This is a genomic window from Streptomyces sp. NPDC058632 (genome assembly GCF_042717095.1).
GTDB lineage: Bacteria > Actinomycetota > Actinomycetes > Streptomycetales > Streptomycetaceae > Streptomyces.
The window spans coordinates 52284-76777 of sequence record NZ_JBHXQZ010000009.1; the positions used below are offsets into that span (position 1 = coordinate 52284).

Annotated in this window: 22 protein-coding genes; 5 read left to right on the top strand and 17 right to left on the bottom strand. The window is 72.3% G+C overall.

The features are described from left to right. Positions 1-21 precede the first annotated feature (21 nt). Genes ACFWVE_RS05885 through ACFWVE_RS05895 form a run of 3 tightly spaced genes read right to left on the bottom strand, consistent with a single transcriptional unit; the run spans position 22 to position 3166 of the window. Positions 22-1044 carry an aldo/keto reductase gene (locus ACFWVE_RS05885; protein ID WP_384008618.1) on the bottom strand — a complete coding sequence of 341 codons (1023 nt, stop codon included), beginning with the start codon at positions 1042-1044 and terminating at the stop codon, positions 22-24. Next, positions 1041-1796, bottom strand: a complete 756-nt coding sequence (locus ACFWVE_RS05890; protein ID WP_384008620.1) for an SDR family NAD(P)-dependent oxidoreductase — start codon at positions 1794-1796, stop codon at positions 1041-1043. The genes ACFWVE_RS05885 and ACFWVE_RS05890 overlap by 4 nt, the downstream gene beginning before the upstream one ends. After that, positions 1793-3166, bottom strand: coding sequence for an enolase C-terminal domain-like protein (locus tag ACFWVE_RS05895; RefSeq protein WP_384008622.1), 1374 nt, complete (start codon positions 3164-3166; stop codon positions 1793-1795). Before ACFWVE_RS05895 ends, ACFWVE_RS05890 begins: the two co-directional genes overlap by 4 nt. Before the next feature lie 172 nt (positions 3167-3338). On the opposite strand from ACFWVE_RS05895, the gene ACFWVE_RS05900 reads away from it, so the two are divergent. Together ACFWVE_RS05900 and ACFWVE_RS05905 are read left to right on the top strand one after the other, a co-directional pair. Beyond that, on the top strand, positions 3339-4067 hold the full coding sequence (locus ACFWVE_RS05900) for a FadR/GntR family transcriptional regulator (RefSeq protein ID WP_384008624.1): 729 nt from the start codon (positions 3339-3341) through the stop codon (positions 4065-4067). A 250-nt stretch (positions 4068-4317) separates the two neighbouring features. Further along, positions 4318-4728, top strand: coding sequence for a VOC family protein (locus ACFWVE_RS05905; RefSeq protein WP_384008626.1), 411 nt, complete (start codon positions 4318-4320; stop codon positions 4726-4728). 18 nt (positions 4729-4746) lie between these two features. On the opposite strand, the gene ACFWVE_RS05910 is transcribed toward ACFWVE_RS05905, so the two are convergent. Together ACFWVE_RS05910 and ACFWVE_RS05915 are read right to left on the bottom strand one after the other, a co-directional pair. Further along, positions 4747-5229, bottom strand: a complete 483-nt coding sequence (locus tag ACFWVE_RS05910) for a GNAT family N-acetyltransferase (RefSeq protein WP_384008627.1) — start codon at positions 5227-5229, stop codon at positions 4747-4749. Between the two features lie 62 nt (positions 5230-5291). Continuing rightward, a complete protein-coding gene (locus tag ACFWVE_RS05915; RefSeq protein ID WP_384008629.1) occupies positions 5292-5465 on the bottom strand; it encodes a hypothetical protein in 174 nt (57 codons plus the stop codon). 477 nt (positions 5466-5942) lie between these two features. On the opposite strand from ACFWVE_RS05915, the gene ACFWVE_RS05920 reads away from it, so the two are divergent. Further along, positions 5943-6395, top strand: a complete 453-nt coding sequence (locus ACFWVE_RS05920) for a hypothetical protein (RefSeq protein WP_384008631.1) — start codon at positions 5943-5945, stop codon at positions 6393-6395. 30 nt (positions 6396-6425) lie between these two features. Here the strand turns inward: ACFWVE_RS05920 and ACFWVE_RS05925 are convergent, their stop codons facing one another. The 5 genes from ACFWVE_RS05925 to glgA form a co-directional block, all read right to left on the bottom strand. After that, a complete protein-coding gene (locus tag ACFWVE_RS05925; protein ID WP_384008633.1) occupies positions 6426-7937 on the bottom strand; it encodes an SDR family NAD(P)-dependent oxidoreductase in 1512 nt (503 codons plus the stop codon). A gap of 164 nt (positions 7938-8101) precedes the next feature. Further along, positions 8102-9523, bottom strand: coding sequence for a wax ester/triacylglycerol synthase family O-acyltransferase (locus ACFWVE_RS05930; RefSeq protein WP_384008635.1), 1422 nt, complete (start codon positions 9521-9523; stop codon positions 8102-8104). Positions 9524-9838: 315 nt separating this feature from the next. After that, on the bottom strand, positions 9839-12466 hold the full coding sequence (locus ACFWVE_RS05935; protein WP_384008637.1) for a PA14 domain-containing protein: 2628 nt from the start codon (positions 12464-12466) through the stop codon (positions 9839-9841). Positions 12467-12726: 260 nt separating this feature from the next. Further along, positions 12727-13947 (bottom strand): glucose-1-phosphate adenylyltransferase, encoded by a 1221-nt coding sequence (gene glgC / locus ACFWVE_RS05940; protein WP_384008639.1) that lies wholly within the window; start codon positions 13945-13947, stop codon positions 12727-12729. A 52-nt stretch (positions 13948-13999) separates the two neighbouring features. Next, a complete protein-coding gene (gene glgA / locus ACFWVE_RS05945; protein WP_384008640.1) occupies positions 14000-15151 on the bottom strand; it encodes a glycogen synthase in 1152 nt (383 codons plus the stop codon). A gap of 369 nt (positions 15152-15520) precedes the next feature. On the opposite strand from glgA, the gene ACFWVE_RS05950 reads away from it, so the two are divergent. Continuing rightward, positions 15521-16756: a DMT family transporter gene (locus ACFWVE_RS05950; RefSeq protein ID WP_384008642.1), complete on the top strand. Its 1236-nt coding sequence runs from the start codon at positions 15521-15523 to the stop codon at positions 16754-16756. Here ACFWVE_RS05950 and ACFWVE_RS05955 read toward each other — a convergent pair. Continuing rightward, positions 16746-18059, bottom strand: a complete 1314-nt coding sequence (locus ACFWVE_RS05955; protein WP_384008644.1) for a transglycosylase family protein — start codon at positions 18057-18059, stop codon at positions 16746-16748. The two genes, ACFWVE_RS05950 and ACFWVE_RS05955, sit on opposite strands and share 11 nt — an antisense overlap. Positions 18060-18499: 440 nt before the next feature. Here ACFWVE_RS05955 and gndA point away from each other — a divergent pair, with 440 nt between their 5' ends. Then, positions 18500-19939 (top strand): NADP-dependent phosphogluconate dehydrogenase, encoded by a 1440-nt coding sequence (gene gndA, locus ACFWVE_RS05960; protein ID WP_384008646.1) that lies wholly within the window; start codon positions 18500-18502, stop codon positions 19937-19939. 472 nt (positions 19940-20411) lie between these two features. Here the strand turns inward: gndA and ACFWVE_RS05965 are convergent, their stop codons facing one another. The 6 genes from ACFWVE_RS05965 to ACFWVE_RS05990 all read right to left on the bottom strand — a co-directional run bounded on the left by ACFWVE_RS05965 (position 20412) and on the right by ACFWVE_RS05990 (position 24069). Continuing rightward, complete coding sequence (locus ACFWVE_RS05965; RefSeq protein WP_384008715.1) at positions 20412-21050, bottom strand: aspartate/glutamate racemase family protein; 639 nt, start codon at positions 21048-21050, stop codon at positions 20412-20414. 16 nt (positions 21051-21066) lie between these two features. Then, positions 21067-21414, bottom strand: a complete 348-nt coding sequence (locus ACFWVE_RS05970; RefSeq protein WP_384008648.1) for a GNAT family N-acetyltransferase — start codon at positions 21412-21414, stop codon at positions 21067-21069. A gap of 71 nt (positions 21415-21485) precedes the next feature. Continuing rightward, positions 21486-21905 (bottom strand): aspartate 1-decarboxylase, encoded by a 420-nt coding sequence (gene panD / locus ACFWVE_RS05975; protein ID WP_384008649.1) that lies wholly within the window; start codon positions 21903-21905, stop codon positions 21486-21488. A gap of 767 nt (positions 21906-22672) precedes the next feature. Further along, positions 22673-23332, bottom strand: coding sequence for a nucleotidyl transferase AbiEii/AbiGii toxin family protein (locus ACFWVE_RS05980; RefSeq protein WP_384008651.1), 660 nt, complete (start codon positions 23330-23332; stop codon positions 22673-22675). Then, positions 23329-23691, bottom strand: coding sequence for a hypothetical protein (locus ACFWVE_RS05985; protein ID WP_384008653.1), 363 nt, complete (start codon positions 23689-23691; stop codon positions 23329-23331). The genes ACFWVE_RS05980 and ACFWVE_RS05985 overlap by 4 nt, the downstream gene beginning before the upstream one ends. Positions 23692-23805: 114 nt before the next feature. Next, entirely contained in the window at positions 23806-24069 is a 264-nt protein-coding gene (locus ACFWVE_RS05990; RefSeq protein WP_384008655.1) for a hypothetical protein, read from the bottom strand. Between the last annotated feature and the right edge of the window lie 425 nt (positions 24070-24494).

Sequence of the window (24494 nt, forward strand, 5' to 3'; positions counted from 1 at the left end):
CGGGGGGCATGCCGGCGGGAGTCACGGCAGCTCCCTCGGCAATTCCCTCACCAGCTCCTCGGCCGGGACAGGGGCCTCGGGCGGCAGAAGGCCGGTGGTGCGCAGCTCCTGCCACAGGGCGGCGGGTACGGGGGCGGTGAACTGGTCGGCGCAGTCGTGGACTTCGGCCGCCGAGCGGGCTCCGACCAGGACGCTCGCGACAGCCGGGTGGGCGGCGCAGAAGGCCAGGGCGGCGGCGCGCAGGGTGGTGCCGTGGCGTTCGGCGGCCCGTTGCAGCCGCCGGGCGCGGTCCAGCAACTCCTGTGGCGCGCTGCCGTAGTCGTAGGTGGCGCCCGGCTTCGGGTCGGCGAGCAGGCCGGAGTTGAAGGCGCCGCCGATGACGACGGAGATGCCGCGTTCCTGCGCGGCGGGCAGCAGGTCCCTCAGCGCGCTCTGGTCGAGCAGGGTGTGGCGGCCCGCGCACAGGACCACGTCGACGTCGGTGTCGCGGACGAAGCGGGTGAGCATACGGGTCTGGTTCATGCCCGCGCCGATCGCGCCGACCACGCCTTCGGAGCGGAGCCTCTCCAGCGCCGGATAGCCCTCGCGGAAGGCCTGCTCGGCGTGGTCGTCGGGGTCGTGGAGGTGGACGACGTCGACGCGGTCGAGGCCGAGGCGCTCCAGACTGGCCTCCAGGCCGCGCCGTACGCCGTCGGCGCTGAAGTCCCAGACCCTGCGGTGGGTCGCGGGCACGGCGAATCCGTGGGCCAAATCCTGTGGGAGGTCCTCGCCGCCGGTGCCGGCGGGTTCGAGGAGGCGGCCGACCTTGGTGGACACCGTGTACCGGCTGCGCGGGTGGGCGCGCAGGGCGGCGCCGAGGCGGCGTTCGGACAGGCCGAGGCCGTAGTGCGGGGAGGTGTCGAAGAAGCGGATGCCGCGCTGCCAGGCGGCCTGCACCGCCTCGTGCGCCGTGTCCTCGCCGACCTCGGTGTACAGGTTGCCGATCCCGGCGGCGCCGAAGGCCAGGGGGGTGACCTCGACGCCGCTGCGGCCGAGCCGGTTCACCGGGCGGCCGGGCGCAGCCGCAGGCCCTGCATGCCGCCGTCGACCGCGAGGGCGGTTCCGGTGGTGGCACCGGACAGCGGGCTCGCCAGGTGGGCGATGGCGGCGGCGACCTCGCCGGCCGTCACGAGGCGGCCGGTGGGCTGGCGGGCCTCGAGTGCGGCGCGTTCGGCGGCGGGGTCGTCGGCCGCGTCGAGCAGGCGGCCGATCCAGGGTGTGTCGACGGTACCGGGGTTGACGCAGTTGACGCGGATGCCCTCGCGGACGTGGTCGGCGGCCATGGCGAGGGTCAGGGAGTGAACGGCGCCCTTGGTCGCGCTGTACAGGGCCCGCTGGGGCAGGCCCGCGGTGGCCGCGACGGAGCAGGTGTTGACGATCGCCGCGTGCGCGGACGCCCGCAGGTGCGGCAGGCAGGCGCGGGCGGTGCGGACCATGCCGAGGACGTTGACGTCGAAGACGTGGTGCCACTCGTCGTCGGAGTTGGTCTCGACGGTGCCCCGGGCACCGATGCCGGCGTTGTTGACCAGCACGTCGAGCCCGCCGAGGCCGGTGACGGCGGCGGCCACCGCCGCGCGCAGCGAGGCGTCGTCGGTGACGTCGGCGCGGTGCCCGGTGAGGGGCGCCGCGACGCCGGACGGGTCCAGGTCGAGGACGGCCACCCGGGCGCCGCGCGCGGCGAGGAGCTCCGCGGCGGCCCGGCCGATGCCGGAGGCGCCGCCGGTCACCAGGGCCGTCAGACCCTCGAAGTCGCTCATGCCACCCGCTCCTTCTCGTTCGTCGTGCCGGAGGAATCCGTACCGGGCCGGGTGCCCGGGTCGGCGGCCCAGAAGCCGCCGTCGGGGTAGGTGTACCGGGTCAGGGACTCGGGGCGCATGGCGGCCGAGAAGCCCGGTGCGGTGGGTGCCGTGTAGTGGCCCTCGCGGATCACCACGGGGTCGAGGAAGTGGTCGTGCAGATGGTCGACGTACTCGATGACCCGGTCCTCGGTGGTGCCGGAGAGGGCCACGTAGTCGAACATCGACAGGTGCTGCACGAGTTCGCACAGGCCGACACCGCCGGCGTGCGGGCACACCGGCACTCCGTACTTGGCGGCGAGCAGCAGGATCGCGAGGTTCTCGGGGACGCCGCCGACGCGGGCGGCGTCGATCTGGACGATGTCGAGGGCGCCGGCCTGGAGGAACTGCTTGAAGACGATCCGGTTGTGCGCGTGCTCGCCGGTGGCCACCTTCACCGGGGCGACGGCCCGCCGGATCGCCGCGTGGCCGAGCACGTCGTCGGGGCTCGTGGGCTCCTCGATCCAGTACGGGTCGAACGCGGCGAGCGCCTTCGTCCAGCGGATCGCCTCGTCCACGTCCCAACGCTGGTTGGCGTCGATCGCGATGCGGATGCCGGGGCCGACGGCCGCGCGGGCGGCCCTGCAGCGGCGGATGTCGTCCTCGATGTCGGCGCCGACCTTGAGCTTGATCTGGCCGAAGCCGTCGGCGACCGCGCGGACGGCGAGCCGGGTCAGCTTGTCGTCGTCGTAGCCGAGCCAGCCGGGTGAGGTGGTGTAGGCGGGGTAGCCGCGCGCCAGCAGCCGGGCCGTGCGTTCCCCGGCACCCTCACGACCGCGGCGCAGGAGGGTCAGGGCCTCCTCGGGGGTGAGGGCGTCGGTGAGGTAGCGGAAGTCGATCTGCCGGACCAGCCACTCGGGTTCGGCCTCGGCGAGCAGCCGCCACAGCGGTCTGTCCGCGCGTTTGGCGATCAGGTCCCAGGTGGCGTTGACGACTGCGCCGATCGCCATGTGCATCACGCCCTTCTCGGGGCCCAGCCAGCGCAGTTGGCTGTCGCCGATCAGGTCGCGGTTCAGGGCGGCGGGGTCGGCGCAGAGCGCGTCGACGGACCGGCCGACCAGGTGTCCGCGCAGCGCCTCGATCGCGGCGACCTGTACGTCGTTGCCCCGCCCGATGGTGAACGCGAATCCATGTCCCTCGTGCCCGTCGGCGGCGTCGGTGCGCAGGACGACGTAGGCCGCGGAGTAGTCGGGATCGGGGTTCATGGCGTCGGAGCCGTCGAGTTCGCGCGAGGTGGGGAATCGGACGTCGTACGTGTCGACGGCGGTGACACGGGCGGGGGTCGGGGGCACGAAGGGCCTTTCGGTGGGTGGCAGAAGCGGTACGCGGTCGTTCCTGGCGCATATTTATCAGACCACTTACGGGATAGGACACCCCTGAGCCGCGATTTACGCACCCTCGCACCCTCAGTGGTCGGACCACCATGATGGCTAGACTGCGCGCACCGGCGACAGGAGGAGGGGCGTGGACGAGACCGCGACCGGGGACACGGGCACCGGCCCGGCCCCGCGGAAGGGCACCGTGACGCAGCGCGCCATCGAGCGGATCAAGGAGATGATCCGTGAGGGGCGGCTGCAGCCGGGCGAGCGGCTGCCCACCGAGCGGGATCTCGCCGTCCGGCTGGGCATCTCCCGCAGTTCGATGCGGGAGGCCATCCGCGCGCTCACGGTGCTGGGTGTGCTCGAGGCCCGGCACGGCTCGGGCATCTACGTGACGCGGCTGGAGGCCGGCGACCTGCTGGAGACCTTCGGGGTCGTGGCCGATCTGTCCCGGGGGCCGCGTCTGGTCGAACTCCTCGAGGTGCGCCGGGCGCTGGAGTCGACGGCGGCCGCGCTGGCCGCCGCGCGGATCACGCCGGACCAGCTGGCCGAGGTCGCCGGGCACCTGGCCGCGATGAACGCCACCGACGACCCGGAGGAGATCCTCGCCCACGATCTGGCCTTCCACCGCGAGATCGCCGCCGCGGCGGGCAACGGGACGATGGCCGCGATCCTGGACGGCCTGTCGTCCCGCACCTTCCGGGCACGGGTCTGGCGCGGCTACCAGGAGGAGGGCGCGTTCGCCCGTACCCGCCGCGAACACGCCGCGATCCACCGCGCCCTGGCCGCCCGCGACCCGGAGGCCGCGCGGGTGGCGGCAGCGGCCCATGTCGGCGAGGTCGAGCAGTGGCTGCGCTCCCGGCTGGACGACTGAGCGGGCCGGGTATTGCGGTGATCGGCGGCGCACGGCTATCGTCGGCCGGGTGACTGCCGGGTCGGCCTTGGGCCACACACGAAAGACGCTCCCGGCCTCGGCGTGAGCCAGGCGGGGGTGTCCCCGCTCACGCCCGGCCGGGCGCGGGGCCCCGCCCGCGCCCCGCCTCCCTCTCCGCGTTCCTTCCCGCTCTCCGCCGCGCCCCGCGCGGCATCCCCGACGGAAACCGACACCCGGAGACCAGCCGGCCATGCCCGAGATACCCGAACCGCCCATCACGACCGTCCAGTTGAACCACACCGCCGTCCTCGCCCGCGACCGCCGCCTGTCGGCGGAGTTCCTCGCCGTGATCCTGGGGCTGGAGGTCGGCGCCCCCTTCGGCCCGTTCCTGCCCGTCGACCTGGGCAACGGCGTGACCCTCGACTACTACGAGCAGCGCGACGAGCCCATCCAGTCGCAGCACTACGCGTTCCTCGTCCCCGAGGACCGGTTCGACACGATGATCGCCCGTCTGGAGGCGGTCGGGGTCACCTACTACGCCGACCCGAACCACACCGAACCCGGCAGGATCAACCGCCTCTTCGGCGGTCGCGGTGCCTACTTCGACGACCCGGACGGCCACAACCTGGAGATCATGACCCGGCCCTACGCCCGTCCCTGAGCCAGGCCGCCGGCCGGCTCACAGCGCCCGGTGCATGACGTGCAGTCCGACCCGCCCGTGCCGGGGATGCTCGTACGCCCCGGGGACCGTCCCGAGGATCGTGAAGCCGAGGGAGGTCCACAGCCGTACGGCGGGGTTGGTCTCGACGACGGCGTTGAACACCATGCCCCGGTAGCCGGCCGCGCGGGCCTCGTCCAGCAGATGCCCGGCGAGTGCGCGGCCGTGTCCCCGGCCGGCGTGGTCGGGGTCGACCATGAAGCCGGCGTTGGCGATCCGGGCCGCCGGGCCGCCGTAGTTCGGGGTGAGGTAGGCGGAGGCGACGACCGCTCCGGCGTCGTCCTCGACGACGTACACCTGTTTCACCGGGTTCATCCACAGGACCCGGGCGTCCTCCTCGGAGGTGTCCGGGTCCCAGGTGTACGTCTCGCCCGCGGCGACGATGCGGTGCCAGAACGGCCAGATGCGCGGCCAGTCGTCGGCGACTGCTTCCCTGATCGGCATGGACGTGAGTCTGGCACGCTCCCGCACCCGGCGATCACACGGGGCGCGGGGCGGGGCCGGTGTCAGTCGACGCTGGGCAGGATGTGGGGCTCGGCGAGGTCGTCCTCGTAGCCCGCCAGGCGGATCGGGGCCGACCGGGCCCATACGTCGAGGCTGCCGAGCTCGCCGGCCGGGCGGCCCGCTCGCTCGGGGCGTTCCTTGACGGGCTGATCCGCGTTGGTCTTCTCCGGTGTCACCGCGCACTCCTTATGTGTCGGTCACCCTCGGGACGTATCGCGCCGGTCCTGCCGCGCCCGCGTCGTACGTCCGCTCGGGCATGATGCGAAAGCCGTTCGGACGCGGTGGCGCCGGTTGATCGTAGGAGAGCAGGCCGTTGTGAAGCGGCGTGTCCCATGACGGACCGGTGGGTGTGGGTAGGACCCTGTACTGCTGCCCGTCCGCCTCAGATTAGCCAAATGAGCGCACCCCCGCTCGATGGGGCTGAAAACTCGACGTAACGATCTCCTGTCGGACCGTACCCATTCCGCCCCCATATGCCGCTATTTCACTATGGGAGCCACTGCGGCCGGTCGCTCGATCGGACTACAGGGGTGTCCACGCTTTCGAGAAGGCCGCGTGGTCATGGCGCAGTTCAAGTCCTGTTGGCCGGCACGCAAGCTCGTCATGGTGTGCTGCCGTACGGCAGAACGGCTGTCTTCCGGGAGGAGCGGCGCATGGAGCTGCGCAGTGTCGAGGAGCTGATGGACCTGCTGTACGCCTGCCGGGGTGCCCGGGACGTCCCGGTTCCCGGCGGGCCCCCGGTCGACGCGTACGACCACGCCTTGCGCACCGCCGCGCTGCTGCGCCGGGGGCGCCCCGCCGACAAGGAGCTTCAGATAGCGGGCCTGGTCCGGCCGGTCGGCCGGCTGCTGCAGCCGGCCGAGCCCGCCGCAGGGGCCGACCGGGCCGCGGACGCGGTACGCGCGCTGCTCGGCGAGCGGGTGGCGGAACTGGTCCGCCGCCGGCCCCGGCACGGCCTCCAGGGCGAGGAGGACGACCTCCTCGCCCTGCGCACGGCGGACGAGGAGGCCCGTACCGCCTGCTTCGACGCCGGGGTCCTGGAGGACTGGCGCACCGTTCTGGAGCTGCTGGCGGCGCGCAACTCCCGGCTCGGCGCGGTGGACTGACTTCCCCGCCGCCTTTGCCGGCCGGCCGCGTCACCACCTGCCGGGCGCGTAGTCCTTCAGGAAGACGCCGTACAGGTCCTCGCCCGCCTCGCCGCGCACGATGGGGTCGTAGACGCGGGCCGCGCCGTCGATCAGGTCCAGCGGGGCGTGGAAGCCGGCGTCCGCGAGGCGGATCTTGTCCGGGTGGGGACGCTCGTCGGTGATCCAGCCGGTGTCGACGGCCGTCATCAGGATGCGGTCGTTGTCGAACATCTCCTGGGCGCTGGTGCGCGTGAGCATGTTCAGGGCGGCCTTGGCCATGTTGGTGTGCGGGTGGCCCGCACCCTTGTAGCCGCGGTCGAAGACGCCCTCCATGGCGGAGACGTTCACGATGTACGTCCGCTTCGCCGCCGCGGCCGCCATCGCCGGGCGCAGCCTGCTGATGAGCAGGAACGGCGCCGTCGAGTTGCAGAGCTGGACCTCGAGCAGCTCGACCGGGGTGACCTCCTCGACCGTCTGCACCCAGCTGTTGGTGTCGTGCAGGTCCGGGACCAGGCCGCCGGCGTCGATCGCGGTGCCCGCCGCGATCCGCTCCAGGGAGGCCGACCCGGAGACCAGGGCGAGGCCGGTGACGTCCTGCGCGGTGAGCGCGCCGGAGCCCGCGACCGGAAGCTCGGCCACCGCACCGGAGCCGAAGCCGCCGATCACCTCGGCGGCGGGCAGCTCACCGGCGGGCAGCGGCGCGGACTCGGCGGTGACCAGCTCGCTGTAGGCCTGCGGGGAACGCCGTACGGTCTGCGCGGCGTTGTTGATCAGGATGTCCAGCGGGCCGGCGGCGGACACCGAGTCGGCGAGCGCGACGACCTGGGCCGGGTCCCGCAGGTCGATGCCGACGATCTTCAGCCGGTCGATCCACTGGTCGCTGTCGGGCTGTGCCTTGAAGCGGCGGATGGCGTCGTTCGGGAAGCGGGTCGTGATGGTGGTGTGGGCGCCGTCGCGCAGCAGCCGCAGCGCGATGTACATGCCGATCTTGGCCCGGCCGCCGGTGAGCAGCGCGCGCTTGCCGGTGAGGTCGGCGCGGGCGTCCCGGCGGCTGCGGTTCTCGGCGGCGCACTCCTGGCAGAGCTGGTGGTAGAAGTAGTCGACCTCGATGTACCGCTGCTTGCAGATGTAGCAGGAGCGGGGGCGCTGGAGTATCCCCGCGATCGTGCCCTCCTCGGTGCGGGACGAGGGCAGGATGCCTTCCGTCTCGTCGTCGATGCGCTCGGCGGAGCCGGTGGCGGTGGCCTCGGTGACCGCCTTGTCGTGGGCGGTCTTGGCGGCCCGGCGCTCCTGGCGGCGGCGCTGCTTGACCATGCGGTAGATGTGCGAGGTGGCGCGGCGGACCGTGACCGCGTCCGGGTGGTCGACGTCGATCGTGTCGAGTTCCGCGAGCACGTCGAGGCACACGGCCAGCCGCTCCGGGTCGATGCCGGGCCCGTGTGCTACCACGTCCTCGCGCGCCACGGTGCCCCCGTGAGCCACCGTGTCCGTGGCCCGGGGGCCGTCCTCTGTCACCGTCATCGCCGTTGCCGTTCCTGGTCTGCCGTGGCGGCGCTCCGGTCGCGCCCGCTGTCGAACGGGCGATTTTACGGAGCGCCGGGCCGCAGCGCCAAACCCGTACCGGCCCGGGGCCGGGGCCGGGGCCACGGACGGTGGCGGGCGCGGCGGCGGGCGCGGCGGGCCGGTCAGGCGTCGCACGCGGTGAGGAGGGTCTCCACCTCCTCGGTCACGGCGGCGGCCAGCCGGTCGAGGTCGGGGACGGCGACGCCGTCGGCGACCAGTCCGTAGTGGACGTGGCCGCGGTAGGTGGAGACGGCGACCGCCAGGGAGTGGCCGGGAGCGAGCGGCGCGAAGGGGAAGACGGCGCCGAGCGGGTCGCCGCCGAGCCGCAGTCCGAAACCGGGCAGCGGCACGCTGGTGACCAGGACGTCGAACCAGAGCCGGGCCGCCTGGCCGACCAGGGGTCCGCCGAGCCGGTGGCCGAGCGGCGGAACGTGATCGGCGAGCAGGGCGACGGCGCCCGCGCCCCGGTTCGGCCCTGCGTCCTTGTTGCGGTCCATGGCGGTGCGCACCAGGGCGAGTCGGGCGAGCGGCTGCGCCTCGTCGACCGGAAGCCTTGTCAGGTAGCCGGAGAGCCGGTTGCCCTGGGGATGGGCGGTGCGGGGACGGCGCCGGGAGACGGGGACGAGGGCGCGCGGGGCGACCCCCTCGCTGCCGTCGCCGCGCTCGTCGAGCCAGCGGCGCAGGGCGCCGGCGACGACGGCGATCAGCACGTCGTTGACGGTGCCGCCGACGCTCTTGCGGATCCGGTGCACGTCGTCGAGGTCGAGGACCACCCCGGCGGTGCGGCGGGTGCCGCTGGGTTCGCAGGTGAGCGCGGGCGACGAGCGCACGTCGAGGGTGGAGCGGGCGACACAGGCGCCGATGTCCAGGGCCCGGCCCGCGTCGGACAGGGCTTCGCGGACGAGACCGGGCACCTCGCGCACGTCCGGGAGCAGTCCGCGCGGGGGCGCTGCGGGGCGCTGCCGGGGGGTGGGCAGGTCCATCGGGTCCATCAGGGCCGCGGCGAGGGTGAGGGCCCGCAGTCCGTCGGCGAGGGCGTGGTGGAACTTGAACAGGACGGCGAAGGAGATTCCGTCCTCCCCCGGCAGCACATGGGCCTCCCAGGGCGGCCGGGTGCGCTCCAGGGGGCGTTCCATGAGCCGGCCCGCCGCCGCGTGGAAGTCGGCGGCGGGGGCGTGCAGCCGGACGTGGTTCAGTGGATCGAAACCGGGGTCGGTCTCCCGTTCGGCGCCGCCGAAGGCGAGCGTCCCGCGCAGGGCGGAGCCGAGCGGCCGGCGGAGGGCCGCCCCGAGCGCGGTGACGAGCGGGCGGCGCGGGGCCGACGGGGAGGAGGGGCGCGTGACCAGGGGCCGCCACACGTCGCGGATGCGCATGCGCAGTCCGGGCACGGCGGCGGCGCGGGCGGCGAGCAGATCCGCGGCGTGGGCGGCCGCGGCGGGCGAACGGGCCGAGAAGACCCCGAGGGCCCCGAGGTGCATGGGGTGCTGGACGGACTCGATGTTCCAGAACGCCAGGTCGAGAGGAGCGAGCAGGTCTGCGTTCACGGGCTTGCCTCGCGTCGACGACGGGGTGGAGCAGCAGTCAACCGTCCGTGACCGATTACGGTCAAGTACGATCCCGCCACACACAGTTAACATCAGATTACGCCTCCGCCCCTCCCGCCGGTTCGGCGGGAGGGGCGGGACTCGAAGGGCTGACGGGGTCACCGCCGTACGGCCGGAATCTCCCGACGGGGCGTCAGAAGGCTTTCCTGGAACGCCCTGCAGGGCGGCATCCGGCGCGGCTTTCGGGGGCGGACCCGGAGGGCACCCGGGGTGACGAACGCCACCCGGACGGGCGCGGGCCGCCGGAGGAACCGCTCACCTCGCGGCGCCCTGTGCCGGGCACCCCGCGGGCTGCGCACGGGAGGCGTCCCGGATCAGGGCGTCATGGGCGGCCTTCACCCGGGCGACGTCCGGCTTCAGCACGCGTCGGTCGTAGGTGAGCAGGCCGTTCAGTTCGCCCTCCACGTCCGAGATCTGCGTGTACACGGCGCCGTTGCTGCCCCGGCAGACCAGGGCCCGTACCTCGTCGAGCTTGGTGAGGTAGTCCTCGGTGTAGGTCTCCGGGTCGACGTCGACGTACGACTGCTGGACCGCCCAGGCGTGACCGGGCACCGCGAGACCGAGGCCGCCGTACTCACCGGTGACCAGGGCGCGCCGTCCGTCCGGGCTCGGTGGGAGCGCCGGGCTGGGATAGCCGTGCTCGTCCATGATGTCGCCGGCGTGGCCGTCGGCGCCGAGGTTGAGTCCCGACTGGTTGTTGACCAGGCGCGACGGGTCCCAGGCCTTGGCCTGTTCGGCGATGCGGCCCACGTCGTACTGGCCCCAGCCCTCGTTGAAGGTCACCCACATGACGATCGACGGGCTGCTGAGGTGCTCGTCGATCATCTGCTTCATCTCGCGCTCGTAGCGGGCGCGGGAGGAGTCGCCGGGGTTCACCCCGGCCCTCATGGACGGCATGTCCTGCCACACCATCAGTCCCAGCCGGTCGGCCCAGTGGAACCAGCGGTCCGGCTCGACCTTGATGTGCTTGCGCACGGAGTTGAAGCCGAGCTCCTTGTGCACGCGCAGGTCGTGGGCGAGGGCTTCGTCGGTGGGCGCGGTGTGCAGGCCGTCGGGCCAGAAGCCCTGGTCGAGGGTGGCCATCAGGAAGACCGGTTCGCCGTTGAGGACCGTACGCGGCACCCCGTCGATCTCCTCGACGGCGATCGAGCGCATCCCGAAGTAGCTGCCGACGCGGTCGGCGCCGACGGTCACCTCGAGCCGGTACAGGAACGGGTCGTCGGGCGACCACAGCCGCGGGTTCGCGATCTCCAGGTCCAGTGGCTCCCCGGTGCGGCCGGCCGCCGTGGCGACCTTGCGCCGTCCGTCGTAGGCGGTCGCCCTGACCGGTACGCCGTCGCGGACGCCCTCCGCCTCCACGGTGAGCCGTTCGCCGGGCACGTCGGGCACCAGTTTCAGGGAGTCGACGTGGTCACGGGCGACCGGCTCCATCCAGACCGTCTGCCAGATGCCCGAGCTGGGCGTGTACCAGATGCCGCTGGGGTCCAGGCGCTGCTTGCCGAGCGGCGGGTTCTCGCCGTTCGCGGCGTCGGTGGGGTCGTACACGCCGACGATGAGTTCCTGGGTGCGGCCGGGCTTCAGCGCGTCGGTGACGTCGGCGCTGAATTTGTCGTACCCGCCCTCGTGGGCGGCGACCTTCGTACCGTTGACGTACACCTCGGACCGCCAGTCGACGGCGCCGAAGTTCAGCCGCAGCCGCTTGCCGGAGCCGATGTTCCAGTCGCGGGGGACGGTGAAGGTGCGGCGGTACCACATGCGGTCCTCGTGCCGCTGGATGCCCGAGAGCCGGGACTCCACCGGGTACGGGACGAGGATGCGCTCCCCCAGCGTCTTCCCGACGGGCGGCTGTTCCCCCTCCTCGGCAGCGGCGAACTGCCACTGTCCGTTGAGGTTGCGCCACTGGTCGCGGGTGAGCTGGGGGCGCGGGTACTCGGGGAGGGCGTTGTCCGGACCCACCTCCTCGGCCCACCTGGTGGTGAGTTCGTGGGTGGAGCGGTTGGGCCCGCTGCTCATGAACGCGTCCACCCGGTCGCCGTCGGCGGTGGTCAGGCCGCCCTGGCCGTCGTAGCGGACGTCGGCGGTGCCGCGGGCGGTGCCCGTCCTGTTGCCGACGACGGGTTCGCCGAGCGTGACGAGCAGGGCCCTGGGGTCGGCCGGGTCCCGCTCGGCGCCGGTCAGCGGCCACTGCGCGCCGCCGATGACCGCGTCGACGTGGCCGGTGAGTCCGTCCGGGGGAACGGCGAGCGGGCGCGGGAAGTCGAGCTTCAGGGTGCGTCCGGAACCGAGGACGGTGGCGGCGAGGGCGCCGTCGTAGTCGAAGCCGTCCGGCAGGCGGAACGCGGACTGCGGTACGGCTTCCTTCGTGCCGCCGGGCTCGGTCCAGCGCAGGTGGAGGTTGGAGCCGCCGTAGTGCTCGAAGTACTCGACCTTGATGTCGTGGGCCCGGCCGGCGGTCAGCTCGACCGGCTCGGCACTCTGTTCGCGGTCCCAGTCGTCGACCCAGTGGTCGATGGCGAGCCGGCCGTCGATCCACAGCCGGAAGCCGTTGTCGCCGATGATCGAGAAGGTGTGCGCGCCGGTCTTCTCCGGCACGATCTTCCCGGTCCAGCGGACGCTGACGTCGTCCGACCGGCCGGTGGTGAGGTTCAGCCGCGGCTCCAGGTTGTCGAAGTCGAGGTGCGGGTCGAAGGCGGTGGCCCTGAGCTCGTGGAAGTCGAAGGCGCCGGAGGCGGACTGTGTGTAGTACTCGCCCCTCAGTCCGTGGATGTCCACCGGATCGTCCTCGGCAGCGGTCGCGCTCCGGCCGGTGGCGGTGAGCCCTGCGACTCCCAGCGCGGCGGCCAGGAACAGGGCGAAACGGTCTCTGAGTCGTCTGATGCGCACGGATCCTCCGTCTGTGGGGAAGGTGACGGCTCTCTGCTCAGTGCTCGGTCTCAGTGCTCGGTCTCAGTGCTCGATTCGTGTGCTGCGTGTTCTTTTCTGTGCGTTGCAATCAGCTGTACAACGTTGTCACGAACAGCACTTGGCATGACAGCACGGATTCGGTCGCCCGTCCAGGGACATGACAAAGGCCCCGGTGGTCGCGTCGACCGGGGCCCGTCCCTCCCGTACCACCGCGCCTGTCCTGCCGACAGGCGCGTGCGCTACGGCACCAGTTGTCCCTTGCCGAGGGCGATCACTCCGCCCTTGGACACCGTGTACAGCTCCGCGTCCCGCTCCGGGTTGACGCCGATGGTCGCGCCGGGCGGTACCTCCACGTTCTTGTCCAGGACGGCGCCGCGCACCACCGCGCCCCGTCCGATGTGCACGTTGTCGTGCAGTACCGAGCCCTGGACCACTGCCCCCTGGTCGATCACCACACCCGGTGACAGCACGGACCGGGTGACCTGGCCGCGGATCAGGCAGCCGGCGCTGATGATGGACTCGCTCGCCATGCCGCCGGCGTTGAACCGGGCCGGCGAGAGCTGGCCGGAGTGGGTGTAGACGGGCCACTGCCGGTTGTAGAGGTTGAAGGCGGGGCGCTCGGCGATCAGGTCCATGTGGGCCTCGTAGTAGGCGTCCAGCGTGCCGACGTCCCGCCAGTAGCCCTGGTCGCGGATGGTCTCGCCGGGCACGTGGTTGGAGCTGAAGTCGTAGAGACAGGCCTCGCCCCGCTCGGTGAGCTGGGGCAGGATCGAGCCGCCCATGTCGTGCACCGAGCGCTCGTCCTCGGCGTCCCGCTGGAGCGCCTCGACGAGGGCCTTGGTGGTGAAGATGTAGTTGCCCATGGAGGCGAAGACGCGCTGGGGGTCGCCGTCGAGGCCGGGAGGATCGGTGGGCTTCTCCAGGAAGCGCTCCACACTCCGGCCGTCCGAGCCCGGGGTGATCACGCCGAAGGAGGAGGACTCGGCGCGCGGCACCCGGATCCCCGCCACCGTGACGCCGGCGCCGCTCTCGATGTGCTGGGTGAGCATCTGGCGCGGGTCCATGCGGTAGACGTGGTCGGCGCCGAACACGGCCACGTACTCCGGCCGTTCGTCGTACACCAGGTTCAGCGACTGGAGGATGGCGTCCGCGCTGCCCAGGTACCAGCGCGGGCCGAGCCGCTGCTGGGCGGGGACGGGGGTGACGTAGTTGCCGAGCAGGCTGGACATCCGCCAGGTGGTGGTGATGTGCCGGTCCAGCGAGTGCGACTTGTACTGGGTCAGCACGCAGATCCGCAGGATGTCGCCGTTGACCAGGTTGGACAGGACGAAGTCGACCAGCCGGTAGGTGCCGCCGAAGGTGACCGCCGGTTTGGCACGGTCCGCGGTAAGGGGCATCAGGCGCTTGCCCTCGCCGCCCGCCAGCACGATTCCCAGGACCGAAGGACCACCACGACGCATGGCCGCTCCCCTCACGCCGAATTTCCCCATCCCTGCCCCCGGGCGGGTACCGCTAAGCCTGTTTGCGGATCTCCTCGTAGAGCAGGACCGTACGGCGGGCCACCGCCCCCCAGCCGAACTCGCCGACCGCGCGCTCCCGCCCGGCCTCGCCCATCCGCCGGGCGGCCTCCGGGTCGCCGACGACCGAGTCCAGAGCCCGCGCGAGGCCCTGCTCGAAGGCGTCGTCCACCGTAACGAGCACCCCGGTCACGCCGTCCTCCACGACCTCGGGGACACCGCCGACCCGCGAGGCCACCACGGGGGTGCCGCAGGCCATCGCCTCCAGGTTGACGATGCCGAGCGGCTCGTACACCGACGGGCACACGAACGCGGCGGCATGGGTGAGCAGCTGGACCACCTCGGGGCGCGGCAGCATCTGCGGGATCCAGTGCACGCCCGCGCGCACCCGGCTCAGCTCCTCGTACAGCTCGCGGAACTCCCGTTCGATCTCCGGGGTGTCGGGGGCACCCGCACAGAGCACGACCTGCGCGGCCGGATCGATGCCGCGCACCGCCCGCAGCAACTGGGGCACGCCCTTCTGCCGGGTGATGCGGCCGACGAACAGGACGTACGGCCGGGACCGGTCGAGGCCGATCCGGTCCAGCGCGTCGGTGCCGGGGTCGGGCCGGTACAGCCGGGTGTCGATGCCGTTGTGCACGACGTGCACCCTGGCCGGGTCGAGGGCCGGGTAGCAGCCGAGGATGTCCTCGCGCATGGCGGCGGAGACGGCGATCACCGCGTCGGCGGCCTCGACGGCGGTGCGCTCGGCCCAGCCCGACAGGGCGTAGCCTCCGCCGAGCTGCTCCGCCTTCCAGGGACGGAGGGGTTCCAGGGAATGGGCGGTCATCACGTGCGGGATGCCGTACAGCTCCTTGGCGAGGTGGCCGCCGAGGTTGGCGTACCAGGTGTGGGAATGGACGAGTTCGCGGCCCTCGAGCGCCGCCGCCATGGCGAGGTCCACGGAGAAGGCGCGCAGCGCGTCGTTGGCGTCGTCGAGGGCGGTCCAGGGGCGGTGGCGCCGCACGCCGTCGGTGCGGCCCTCGCCCCAGCAGTGCACCTCCAGGTCCACCAGGGGACGCAGTTCCCTGGCCAGGAACTCGACATGGACGCCCGCGCCGCCGTACACGTCCGGGGGGTACTCCCGGGTCAGTAGTCCCACTCGCACCCGCGGACCCCCTGTCTGAACGGACGTTGCCCTCATGGTCACCCAGACGGGGCGCGCGGGGAAGAGCGTCACGGGCGGGACGACGGAACGGGGCAGTACCGCGGAGTGTTCCGCAGAGCCCGGAGTACCGCGGGGACGCCGGTACGAAGGCCCCCTAGGGGAAGCCGTCAGGGTCCGTCCGCCCCCGTCGTCCCCCGGATGCCCACCCAGGGGATGACGGGGGCGTCTTCGTACTCCATCGGCAGTAGGACTCATTGGGTGCTCAGGGACGACGACGGGAACAGCGGGACACGGCATCGTGTTGTCCATGAAAGCCGACTGTTCGCCGCGCCGGGGTCGGCGCCCCGGTCTCACGCAGAGGAGCTGCCGATGAGCGCCCTCGCGTTGTCCGTGCTGCTGTCGTTCGTCTCCGCCGTGGCGTATGCGGGCGGAGCGATCGTGCAGGAGCGGGTCGCGGTGTCCTCACCCGGTGAGCAGTACGCGCCGCTGCGTCGACCTGCCTGGTGGGCGGCGGTCGCGCTGAACGGCCTCGGCGGTCTGCTGCACGTGGTGGCGCTCGCCTACGGCCCGCTGAGCGTGGTCCAGCCGCTGGGCGCGCTGACGATCGTGTTCGCGCTGCCGATGGCGGCGCTGTTCGTCGGCCGCAGGGCGGGGGCGACGGCGTGGCGCGGCGCCCTCATGGCGACCGTCGGTCTCGCCGGTCTGCTGTCCCTGGTCGGCGCGTCCGACGCGCAGTCCCTCGACACCGGCCAGCGGGTGGCGGTGGCGCTGACCACGACCGTCGCGGTCGTCGCCCTGATGGTCGCGGCCCGGACCGCGCAGCGGCACCCGGCGGTGCGCAGCATCCTGCTCGCCGTCGCCTCCGGCATCGCCTTCGGCATGTCGTCCGTCTTCACCAAGACCGTGGCGGTGGACTGGGCCGACGGCGTCTCGGCTGGGGACGTGCCGTCCCTCGCGGTGATCGGCGTGCTGGCCACGGCCGGCCTGCTGCTCTCCCAGGCCTCCTACCGGGGTGCCGGACTCGCGGCTCCGCTGGCCACGCTGACGGTGGTGAACCCGGTGGTCGCGGCGGCGGTCGGCATTACGATGTTCGGCGAAACCTTCCGCTACGGCACGACCGGCACGGCGCTCGCACTGAGCTGCGGCGTGGTGGCGACCGGCGGTCTGATCCTGCTGACGACGGAACGGCTGGCGCGCGAGCAGCGGCAGGCGGAGGGCGCCGGGGTGGACTCCCCGGTGGCGCCGGCCGGCTCGAGGGCTTCCCGGGTCGCCGCGGTCGTCCCGGCGGCTCCGGTGGGTACGGCGGCTTTGGAGGTGGAGGTCGCGATGGCCGGAGCGGCGGCCGGCGGGCGGTCCTCGAGCGCGGCCGATGCCGATTCGCTGTCCCGTTCCGCCGAGCGGCTGCTGCGCTCCGAACTCGCCCGGGACGTACGTGTACGGGTGCCGGCCCCGGCTGCCGCGGGCTCCGCCCCGGTGGCCGGGGCGGAGATCGGAGCGGCGGTCGAGGCGGCGGAGCCGTCGCTGCCGGTGTTCGCGTACGCGCCCTTCTACGGCGGCCCGTACCTCCCGACGCACGTGCCGGACCGCATGCGCGTCACATCCTGACACCGCCCGCCCTCAGGTAGGCGACCGGGTCGACGTCCGATCCGAAACCGGGCCCCGTCCGCACCTCGAAGTGCAGATGCGGGCCCGAGCTGTTGCCCGTCGAGCCGGACCGGCCGATGCGCTGGCCCGCGGCGACCGACTGGCCGCTCCTCACCGAGATCGCCGACAGGTGCGCGTACTGGCTGTAGCGGCCGTCGGCGTGCCGGACCACCACCTGGTAGCCGAACGAGCCCTCCCAGCCGGCACTGACGACGGTGCCCGGCGCGACCGACTTCACGGACGTGCCGGTGGGCACGGGGAAGTCGACACCGGTGTGGTAGCCCTTCGACCAGGAGGAACCGGCCTGGTGGTACGGCGTACCCAGGGGGGCGGCGACCGGGGCCACGCGCGTACCGCTCTTCTGGGTGGCGCGGTCCGCCCGTTCCTCGGTGCCCTGCGCGGGGGCTTTCTTCTCCGCCGCCTTCTTCTCCGCCGCCTTCTTCTCCGGCGCCTTCTTCTCCGGCGCCTTCTTTTCGGGCGCCTTCGTCTCTGGTGTCTTGTTCTTGGGTTCCTTGTTCTTGCCGGCCGTGTCCGCGGGTTTCGGGACGGGGCGGGCCGGTGCGGCCTTCCCGCTGGGCAGGGTGAGCCGCTGGCCGGGCAGGATCAGGTCGGGGTCGGTGCCGACGGTCGTGCTGTTCGCGTCGTACAGCCCGCGCCAGCCGCCACGGACCCGCTCCTCCTCCGCGATGCCGAAGAGGGTGTCGCCGTGGACCACGGTGTACATCTCGGCGCGGCCCGCGCGGGACTGGGGTGTGTTCTGCGGCTTGACGTCCTCGACGGTGGTGGCGGCGCCCGTGCCGCTCTTGCCGCCGGCCTTCGCGTCGGACTTGGCGTCGCTCTTCGCGTCGGTGCGGCCGGCGGACGGGCGGATGTCGGGGGCGTCGCCGCCCCGGGTGAGTCCGGCCCGCTGCGAGCACACCGGCCAGGCGCCGGGGCCCTGGCCGTCCAGGACCTTCTCGGCGATGGCGATCTGCTGGTCCTTGGTGGCCAGGTCCGCGCGCGGCGCGTACCGGGTGCCGCCGAAGGCCTCCCAGGTGGACTGGGTGAACTGGAGGCCGCCGTAGTAGCCGTTGCCCGTGTTGATGTCCCAGTCGTCGCTGGACTCGCACGCGGCGACCTTGTCCCACGTGTCCACGTCGGCCGCCTCGGCGACCCCGGTCCCCAGCAGGGGAAGCGCCATTCCGGCGCCACCCGCGGTGACGGTGAGCGAGGCCCGGTTGATCCTGTTCGGCTGATACCGGCGATGCCGACCGCGCACGGCCATGGAGTCCCCCTCGACAATGCGTCAGAAGTGGCCAAAGTAAGCGTTGCGAACTGGCCGTGACAAGACGGCTATCAGCCGCGCGTATGCGCCAAGTGGCCGGTACTTTTCATCCGTTGCGCCCTCCTGGCGCCGTCGCTCGGCATGCTCCCGGCCGGGCGCGGCGCGTACGCCGGCGCGTACGCGGGTGCCGGTCGGGCCCGGTCGGGCCCGGTCGGGCCCGGAGCGTGCGTATACGGGCGCGGATGAGTACGGAGGGGGTTCCCGCCCGTATGGGGCGGCGGGATTGTCGTACGACCCGCGCGTGCGGACGCGGTAGCGGCACGTCAGGATGGTCGGAATGGTCGACGGCGGGACTGGCGGGCAGCGACCGGCGGCACCGACGCCCCGGCAGCACCGACATCCCGGCAGTACCGGTACCAAGGTCACTAGGAGCCAACCCAATGAGCAGTTCAGCGCAGATCGGCGTCACGGGTCTCGCGGTCATGGGCCGCAACCTCGCGCGCAACTTCGCCCGCAACGGCTACACGGTCGCGGTGCACAACCGGACGGCGGCGCGTACGCACGCCCTGGTGGAGGAGTTCGGGCACGAGGGCGGCTTCGTGGCGGCCGAGACGGCGAAGGAGTTCGTGGCGGCGCTGGAGCGTCCGCGGCGGCTGGTCGTCATGGTGAAGGCCGGTGAGCCGACGGACGCGGTGATCGAGGAGTTCGCGCCGCTGCTGGAACCCGGTGACATGATCATCGACGGTGGCAACGCCCACTTCGCCGACACCCGGCGCCGCGAGCGCGCGCTGCGGGAGCAGGGCATCCACTTCGTCGGTACCGGTGTCTCCGGTGGCGAGGAGGGCGCGCTGAACGGGCCGAGCATCATGCCGGGTGGCTCGAAGGAGTCGTACGAGTCGCTGGGCCCGATGCTGGAGAAGATCTCGGCGAAGGCGGCCGACGGCGCGCCCTGCGTGACCCATGTCGGCCCCGACGGTGCCGGGCACTTCGTGAAGATGGTGCACAACGGCATCGAGTACGCCGACATGCAGCTGATCGGCGAGGCGTACCAGTTGCTGCGCGACGTCGCCGGGTACACGCCTGCGCAGATCGCGGACGTCTTCCGCACCTGGAACACCGGCCGGCTGGACTCGTACCTGATCGAGATCACGGCCGAGGTGCTCTCCCACGTGGACGCGGCCACGGGCAAGCCGTTCGTCGACGTGGTCGTCGACCAGGCGGAGCAGAAGGGCACGGGGCGCTGGACCGTGCAGATCGCGCTCGACCTGGGCGTGCCGGTGTCGGGGATCGCGGAGGCGGTGTTCGCGCGTTCGCTGTCGGGGCACGCGGCGCTGCGCGAGGCCTCGCGCGGGCTGGCGGGCCCGACGGCCGCGCCGCTCGGCGAGGCGGAGGCCGCGGCGTTCGCGGACCGGGTGGAGCAGGCGCTGTACGCGTCGAAGATCGTGTCGTACACGCAGGGCTTCCACGAGATCGCCGCGGGCAGTGAGGAGTACGGCTGGGACATCGACCTCGGCGCGGTCTCCGCGCTCTGGCGCGGCGGGTGCATCATCCGCGCGGCCTTCCTGGACCGTATCCGCGCCGCGTACGACACCCATGCCGATCTGCCCAGCCTCCTGTCGGACGAGACGTTCGCGCGGGAGATCGCCGAGGCGCAGGACGACTGGCGCGAGGTGCTGATCGCCGCGACCCGCCAGGGCGTGCCGACCCCCGGTTTCGCCGCGGCTCTCGCCTACTACGACGCCCTGCGCGCGGAGCGCCTGCCGGCCGCGCTCACCCAGGGGCAGCGGGACTACTTCGGCGCGCACACCTACCGGCGCACGGACCGCGACGGGTCGTTCCACACGCTGTGGGGCGACGACCGCAGCGAGGTCCCTGCGTAAGCGGAGGATCTCTGACGGGCGCCCGCCGACATGATCGGCGGACGCCCGCGTGCCGTGCCGGCCGTCAGGTGAGCGGCGGGCCCGGTTCCGGGCTCGGCGCGGGTTCCGGGCCCGGCGGAATCGGCGAGGGGGACGGTCCGGGCGGTGGCCCCGGCGTGGGCGGCGGTCCGGGAACGGGTGGCCCCGGGGCGGGCGGGCCCGGAGTCGGCGGCGGGGGCGTCGGTGCCGGGCCCGGGGGCGGCTCCGGGGGCGGGACCGGGTCGGGGTAGGGCTGAGGGTCCGGGCCCGGTGCGGGTCCCGGCGGTACCGGGTCCGGTGCGGGGCCGGGCGGAGCGGGGTCCGGGTGTGGTTGCGTCATGGCGGTGTCTCCTCCGGCCGGTCGGTCGGCGTCGGCTCTGGACTACTCCCCCGCCTACCCGAGGGCCGCGTTCCCAGTCACCCGCCCGCCCGAAGCGAAGAGACCCGGGTGGCGCTACCGGCACCCCACCGCCGCCGCGCCCGCCGCGAGCCCTGCCCGCGGACTGGACAGCACGGGGACGGCGGTCGTGGTGAGACGCTCCGCCGGGGCCATCGAGGCCTGGGCGAGCATGATCACGTCGGCGCCGGTGACGGCGTCGGCCGCAGCGGCGACCTGACGTACGTATGCCTCCGGATCGCCCGCCTCGAAGCGGGCCCAGGCGCCCTCGACCAGCAGGGTACGCACCTCGGCGAGGCGGCCGGCGCGGCGTGCCTCCTCCTCGACCAGGGCCGCCGTCGGACCGAGCGTGCTCGCCAGGGCGGCGAGGACGACCACACGCGGCCCGGCGGTCACCGCCGCCCCCGCCATCGGCCGGTCGACCCGCAGCACCGGCACACCGGCCCGGTCGGCCGCCGCCTCCGCGACCGAGCCGATGGTCGAACACGTGCACAGCACTGCCCGGGCACCCGCGGCGACGGCCTCCCGCAGCCTCGCCCGTACGTCGTGGGCCACGGCCTCGGGGCCCGCCGCGCGAGCCCGGTCCAACAGCTCCTCGTCCACGAGGTGTCGCAGTTCCAGCTTCGGATGGGCGTCGTCGCGCAGGGCGTCGAAGACGGGGACATGGACGGGCGAGGTGTGCAGGAGGGCGAGCACGGGGGCGTCCAACGACTCAGAAGCGCTCGGGGTGCGCCGCCAGCCACTGCTCCGCCGCCCGGATCAGATCCGGGGAGGCGGCCGGGGCCGCGTCGGGGTGGCGTGCGGCCCACTGGGTGACGTACGGGCAGAGCGGGGCGACCACGACACCCTCGCGGGCGGCGGTGGCGTACAGCTCGCTCGCCAGAGAGCCCGCGATCCCCTTGCCCTCGTGGGCGGGCTCGACGACGGTGTGCACCGGCACGAGTGCGCGCTCGGGGGATTCGAGGACGAAGTACTCGATCCGGCCGACGACCTCGCCGTCGCCCGCCGCCGCTTCCAGACGGCCCGCCGCCCGGTCGTCACGGATCTCGATGTCACTCATGAACACATCACGCTCCTGCCGCTGTCCGTCACGGTTGCCACCGTCCGCGCCATCCGCGCCGGCCATACCTCTCAGGCCGTGACGGCCTGCGGGCTGCGCTGCTGGTCCGACCCCGGCACCGGTGCGGACGGGTCGGCTCCCAGGGCGACGATGCGGTTGTCGCGGTCCACGTGGACCACCCGGGGTTCCAGCGCCCGCGCCTCGGCGTCGGTCACCTGAGCGTAACTGATGATGATCACCAGGTCCCCGGGGTGGACGAGATGCGCGGCGGCCCCGTTGATCCCGACGACACCGGAGCCGCGCTCCCCCTCGATGACGTACGTCTCCAGCCGGGCCCCGTTGGTGACATCGACGATGTGCACGAGCTCACCGGGCAGCAGGTCGGCGGCGTCGAGCAGATCGGCGTCGATCGTCACGGATCCCACGTAGTGCAGGTCGGCCTGGGTGACGGTGGCGCGGTGGATCTTGGACTTGAACAGAGTACGCAGCACTTTGGACTCCTGGAGGACGGCTCCCTGCCTGCTTTTTGCAGGTCAAGGGCGGTCTTCACTGTACATCGACACGCCTTCAGCTCGAAGACCTTCAGGAGAATCGCGCGTTGCCTGCGACCAGGCTTACCGCCTGCGCATTTCTGTGCATGCAGGCTGCCGTGAAGTCACCGGCCGGGCGCGCGCGTGAGGAACCATACGGGCCTGATGCTGAGTAAATGCCGACTTACCTGACACCTCATCAGTCATTTCGAGTTCCCGCTGCAATCGAGCAGCCCTGAGGCGATTCGATCCCGACTTGCAGGCGAGAGCGAACTTCTTACGGAGCGAGACGGAGAGGATGTCCACCGACGATGGGCCCTGAACCGCCATGAAACTGCACCTACGGTCCGGGCGGGCGGGCGTACTGGCGCCGCGTGCGGACGGACACTCGGCAAATGAGCCGTGGAGCCAACCTGGGCAGATCGTCGACGCTGTGCGGCGGCTGACCTGGCGCCCGGAAGCCTTCCGACCAATTCTTCGAGCTGGCCGTTACCGAGTTCCACCGTCGAGACCCTGACTGGACCTGGGAGTGGGAGCGGGATGCAGTGTTCGACCGTTACCGCAGCCCGGTTTCGCTGTGAGTCCACTGCGGCGTATCGCTCGGCTGCCCTGCACATCCGCTGTGCGGGGCAGCCACCCACCGTGGGCGGCTCCGGGTTGGAACCTGCTGGCTACACCGCATCCTCTCGTTGCAACGGCGGTAGAGGGAATGGACGCGTGACCGCCTCTCAGGCGTTCTCGTCATGAATCCGCGCACCCAGATCCTCCGCCCACTCCAGCGCCCACGCCTTGAGTTCTTCGATCTGCCGGGAGGTGAGCCCGTACGCGGTGTAGTCCTCATCCTCGTACCAGTCCGCGCCGACGAGCCGGTCCCGGAGGTCCTCGAGGCTGAACTCGTCGTGGGCGCGACGGCGGCCCAGGGATTCGAGGTCGGCGGTGGAGCGGTGGCGGGAGGCAGCCTGGACGTCGATGAGGTCGCGGACGGTGCCGCGGTCGGCGAGGGCACGGACCTTGGTGCCGATCACGTCGTCGAGGGAAAGAACAGGGCCGTAGGGGGTTTGGGCAGGCGGAGCCCAGAACGCCTCCTTGAGAACGTCGACCTCGCACTCCTCGCCGGTGTCCGGCTCGGTGACCAGGAACCGGCCGCTGAGCGGATCGGTCTGGACGTGTGTGGTCCGCCATCCGCGCGCGCTGAGGCCTGCTGTGAGTGAGGCGACGATCTCCTGCATGGGAGCGGGATTCTCGGTGGCGACGTCGAGGTCACGGCTGAAGCGGTCGACCAGACCGTGGGCCTGCACGGCGTATCCGCCGGTGAGGACCAGAGGGTAGGGGGAGCCGAGGTCGAGGATGTCGGCGAGGAGACGCTCGTGGAGCGGAGTGAGCTTCACGCGGCGGTCGGGTCGGCGAGAGCGGTGCGGAGCAGCTCGGGGAAGGCGTCCTCCCAGACCTCGCGGATGTAGGGACTGATCAAGCGCCGCAGCACGGGCCACTGCTCGGTGAGCAATCGGTGGTGCAGGAGGGCCACCAGGTCCTCACTCAGTCCTTCGGCGAGGACGGTCCGGTAGAGCGTCATACGGGACTTCGGACGGTCCAGGCTGTAGCTGGTCCGCCCGGACCAGACGATGTGGAGCGGCAGGTCCACTTCGCCCTCGACAGGGCCGGCCAGCACCTGCAAGCGCTCGGGCAGTCGGCTGCGGTAGCGGTCCCGCAGCACCTCGGCGCGGGGGGCGGTGATCGTCGTGTCCATACATCCAGTATCGCTGCTGGGAGGCGGCGGCATGGCGGATACGGGGGTCCCCTGTCGTACATACGGGCCGGGCGGCCGCCCGGCCTTCCCTCGGACATCTCCCCCAGCGGGCGCTCAGCGCATCATGGTCCACCCGTGCAGCCACCAGGTGGCGCGGCAACCGGCTGCCCTGCCGACCTGGGACCGGCCCCGCTCGCGGGCGCGGGTGATCATGACACAGCAGGTCACGCGGAGGGCCGCCGCGGTGGAGTCGACTGCGGCTTCGGTCTCGGAAATGACGACGGCGCCGAAGCCGAGGCCCATGGCGCCGGCGCAAGGGACGAGAAGGACACCGGGGCGGCCGAGGTCGCGGTAGCGGCCGGAGGGGGCAGGCGGCATCCATAAAGCACGCCGCTTCGGCCCCGACGGCCCACTCACTCAGGACCCGTGCCGCGGACGTGCTGTCGAGTAACGCAGCGAACCTCCCAAGCGGGAGCCAGGCACCTGTGTCCAGGTCCCCCGTCATGGCGGCCACCTGGTCAAGCAAGCCGGGACGCTCCCGCGCCCGATGCTGACCGCTTGCTGACCCGAGCCGGGCCATCAAGCCTCTGACCTGCAAAAACACCGAAACGCTAGATCTTGGACTTGAACATGGTGCGCAGCATTTTGGACTCCTGGAAGACGGCTCCCTGCCGGCTTTCTGCAGGTCAAGGGCGGTCTTCACTCCACACGGGCACGCGTCGGACTCGAAGGTCGTGAGGAACATCGAATCACTCTGGGAAGAAGGCTGGGACTGCTGCAGGGGTGGGTGCCAGCTGTCGCAC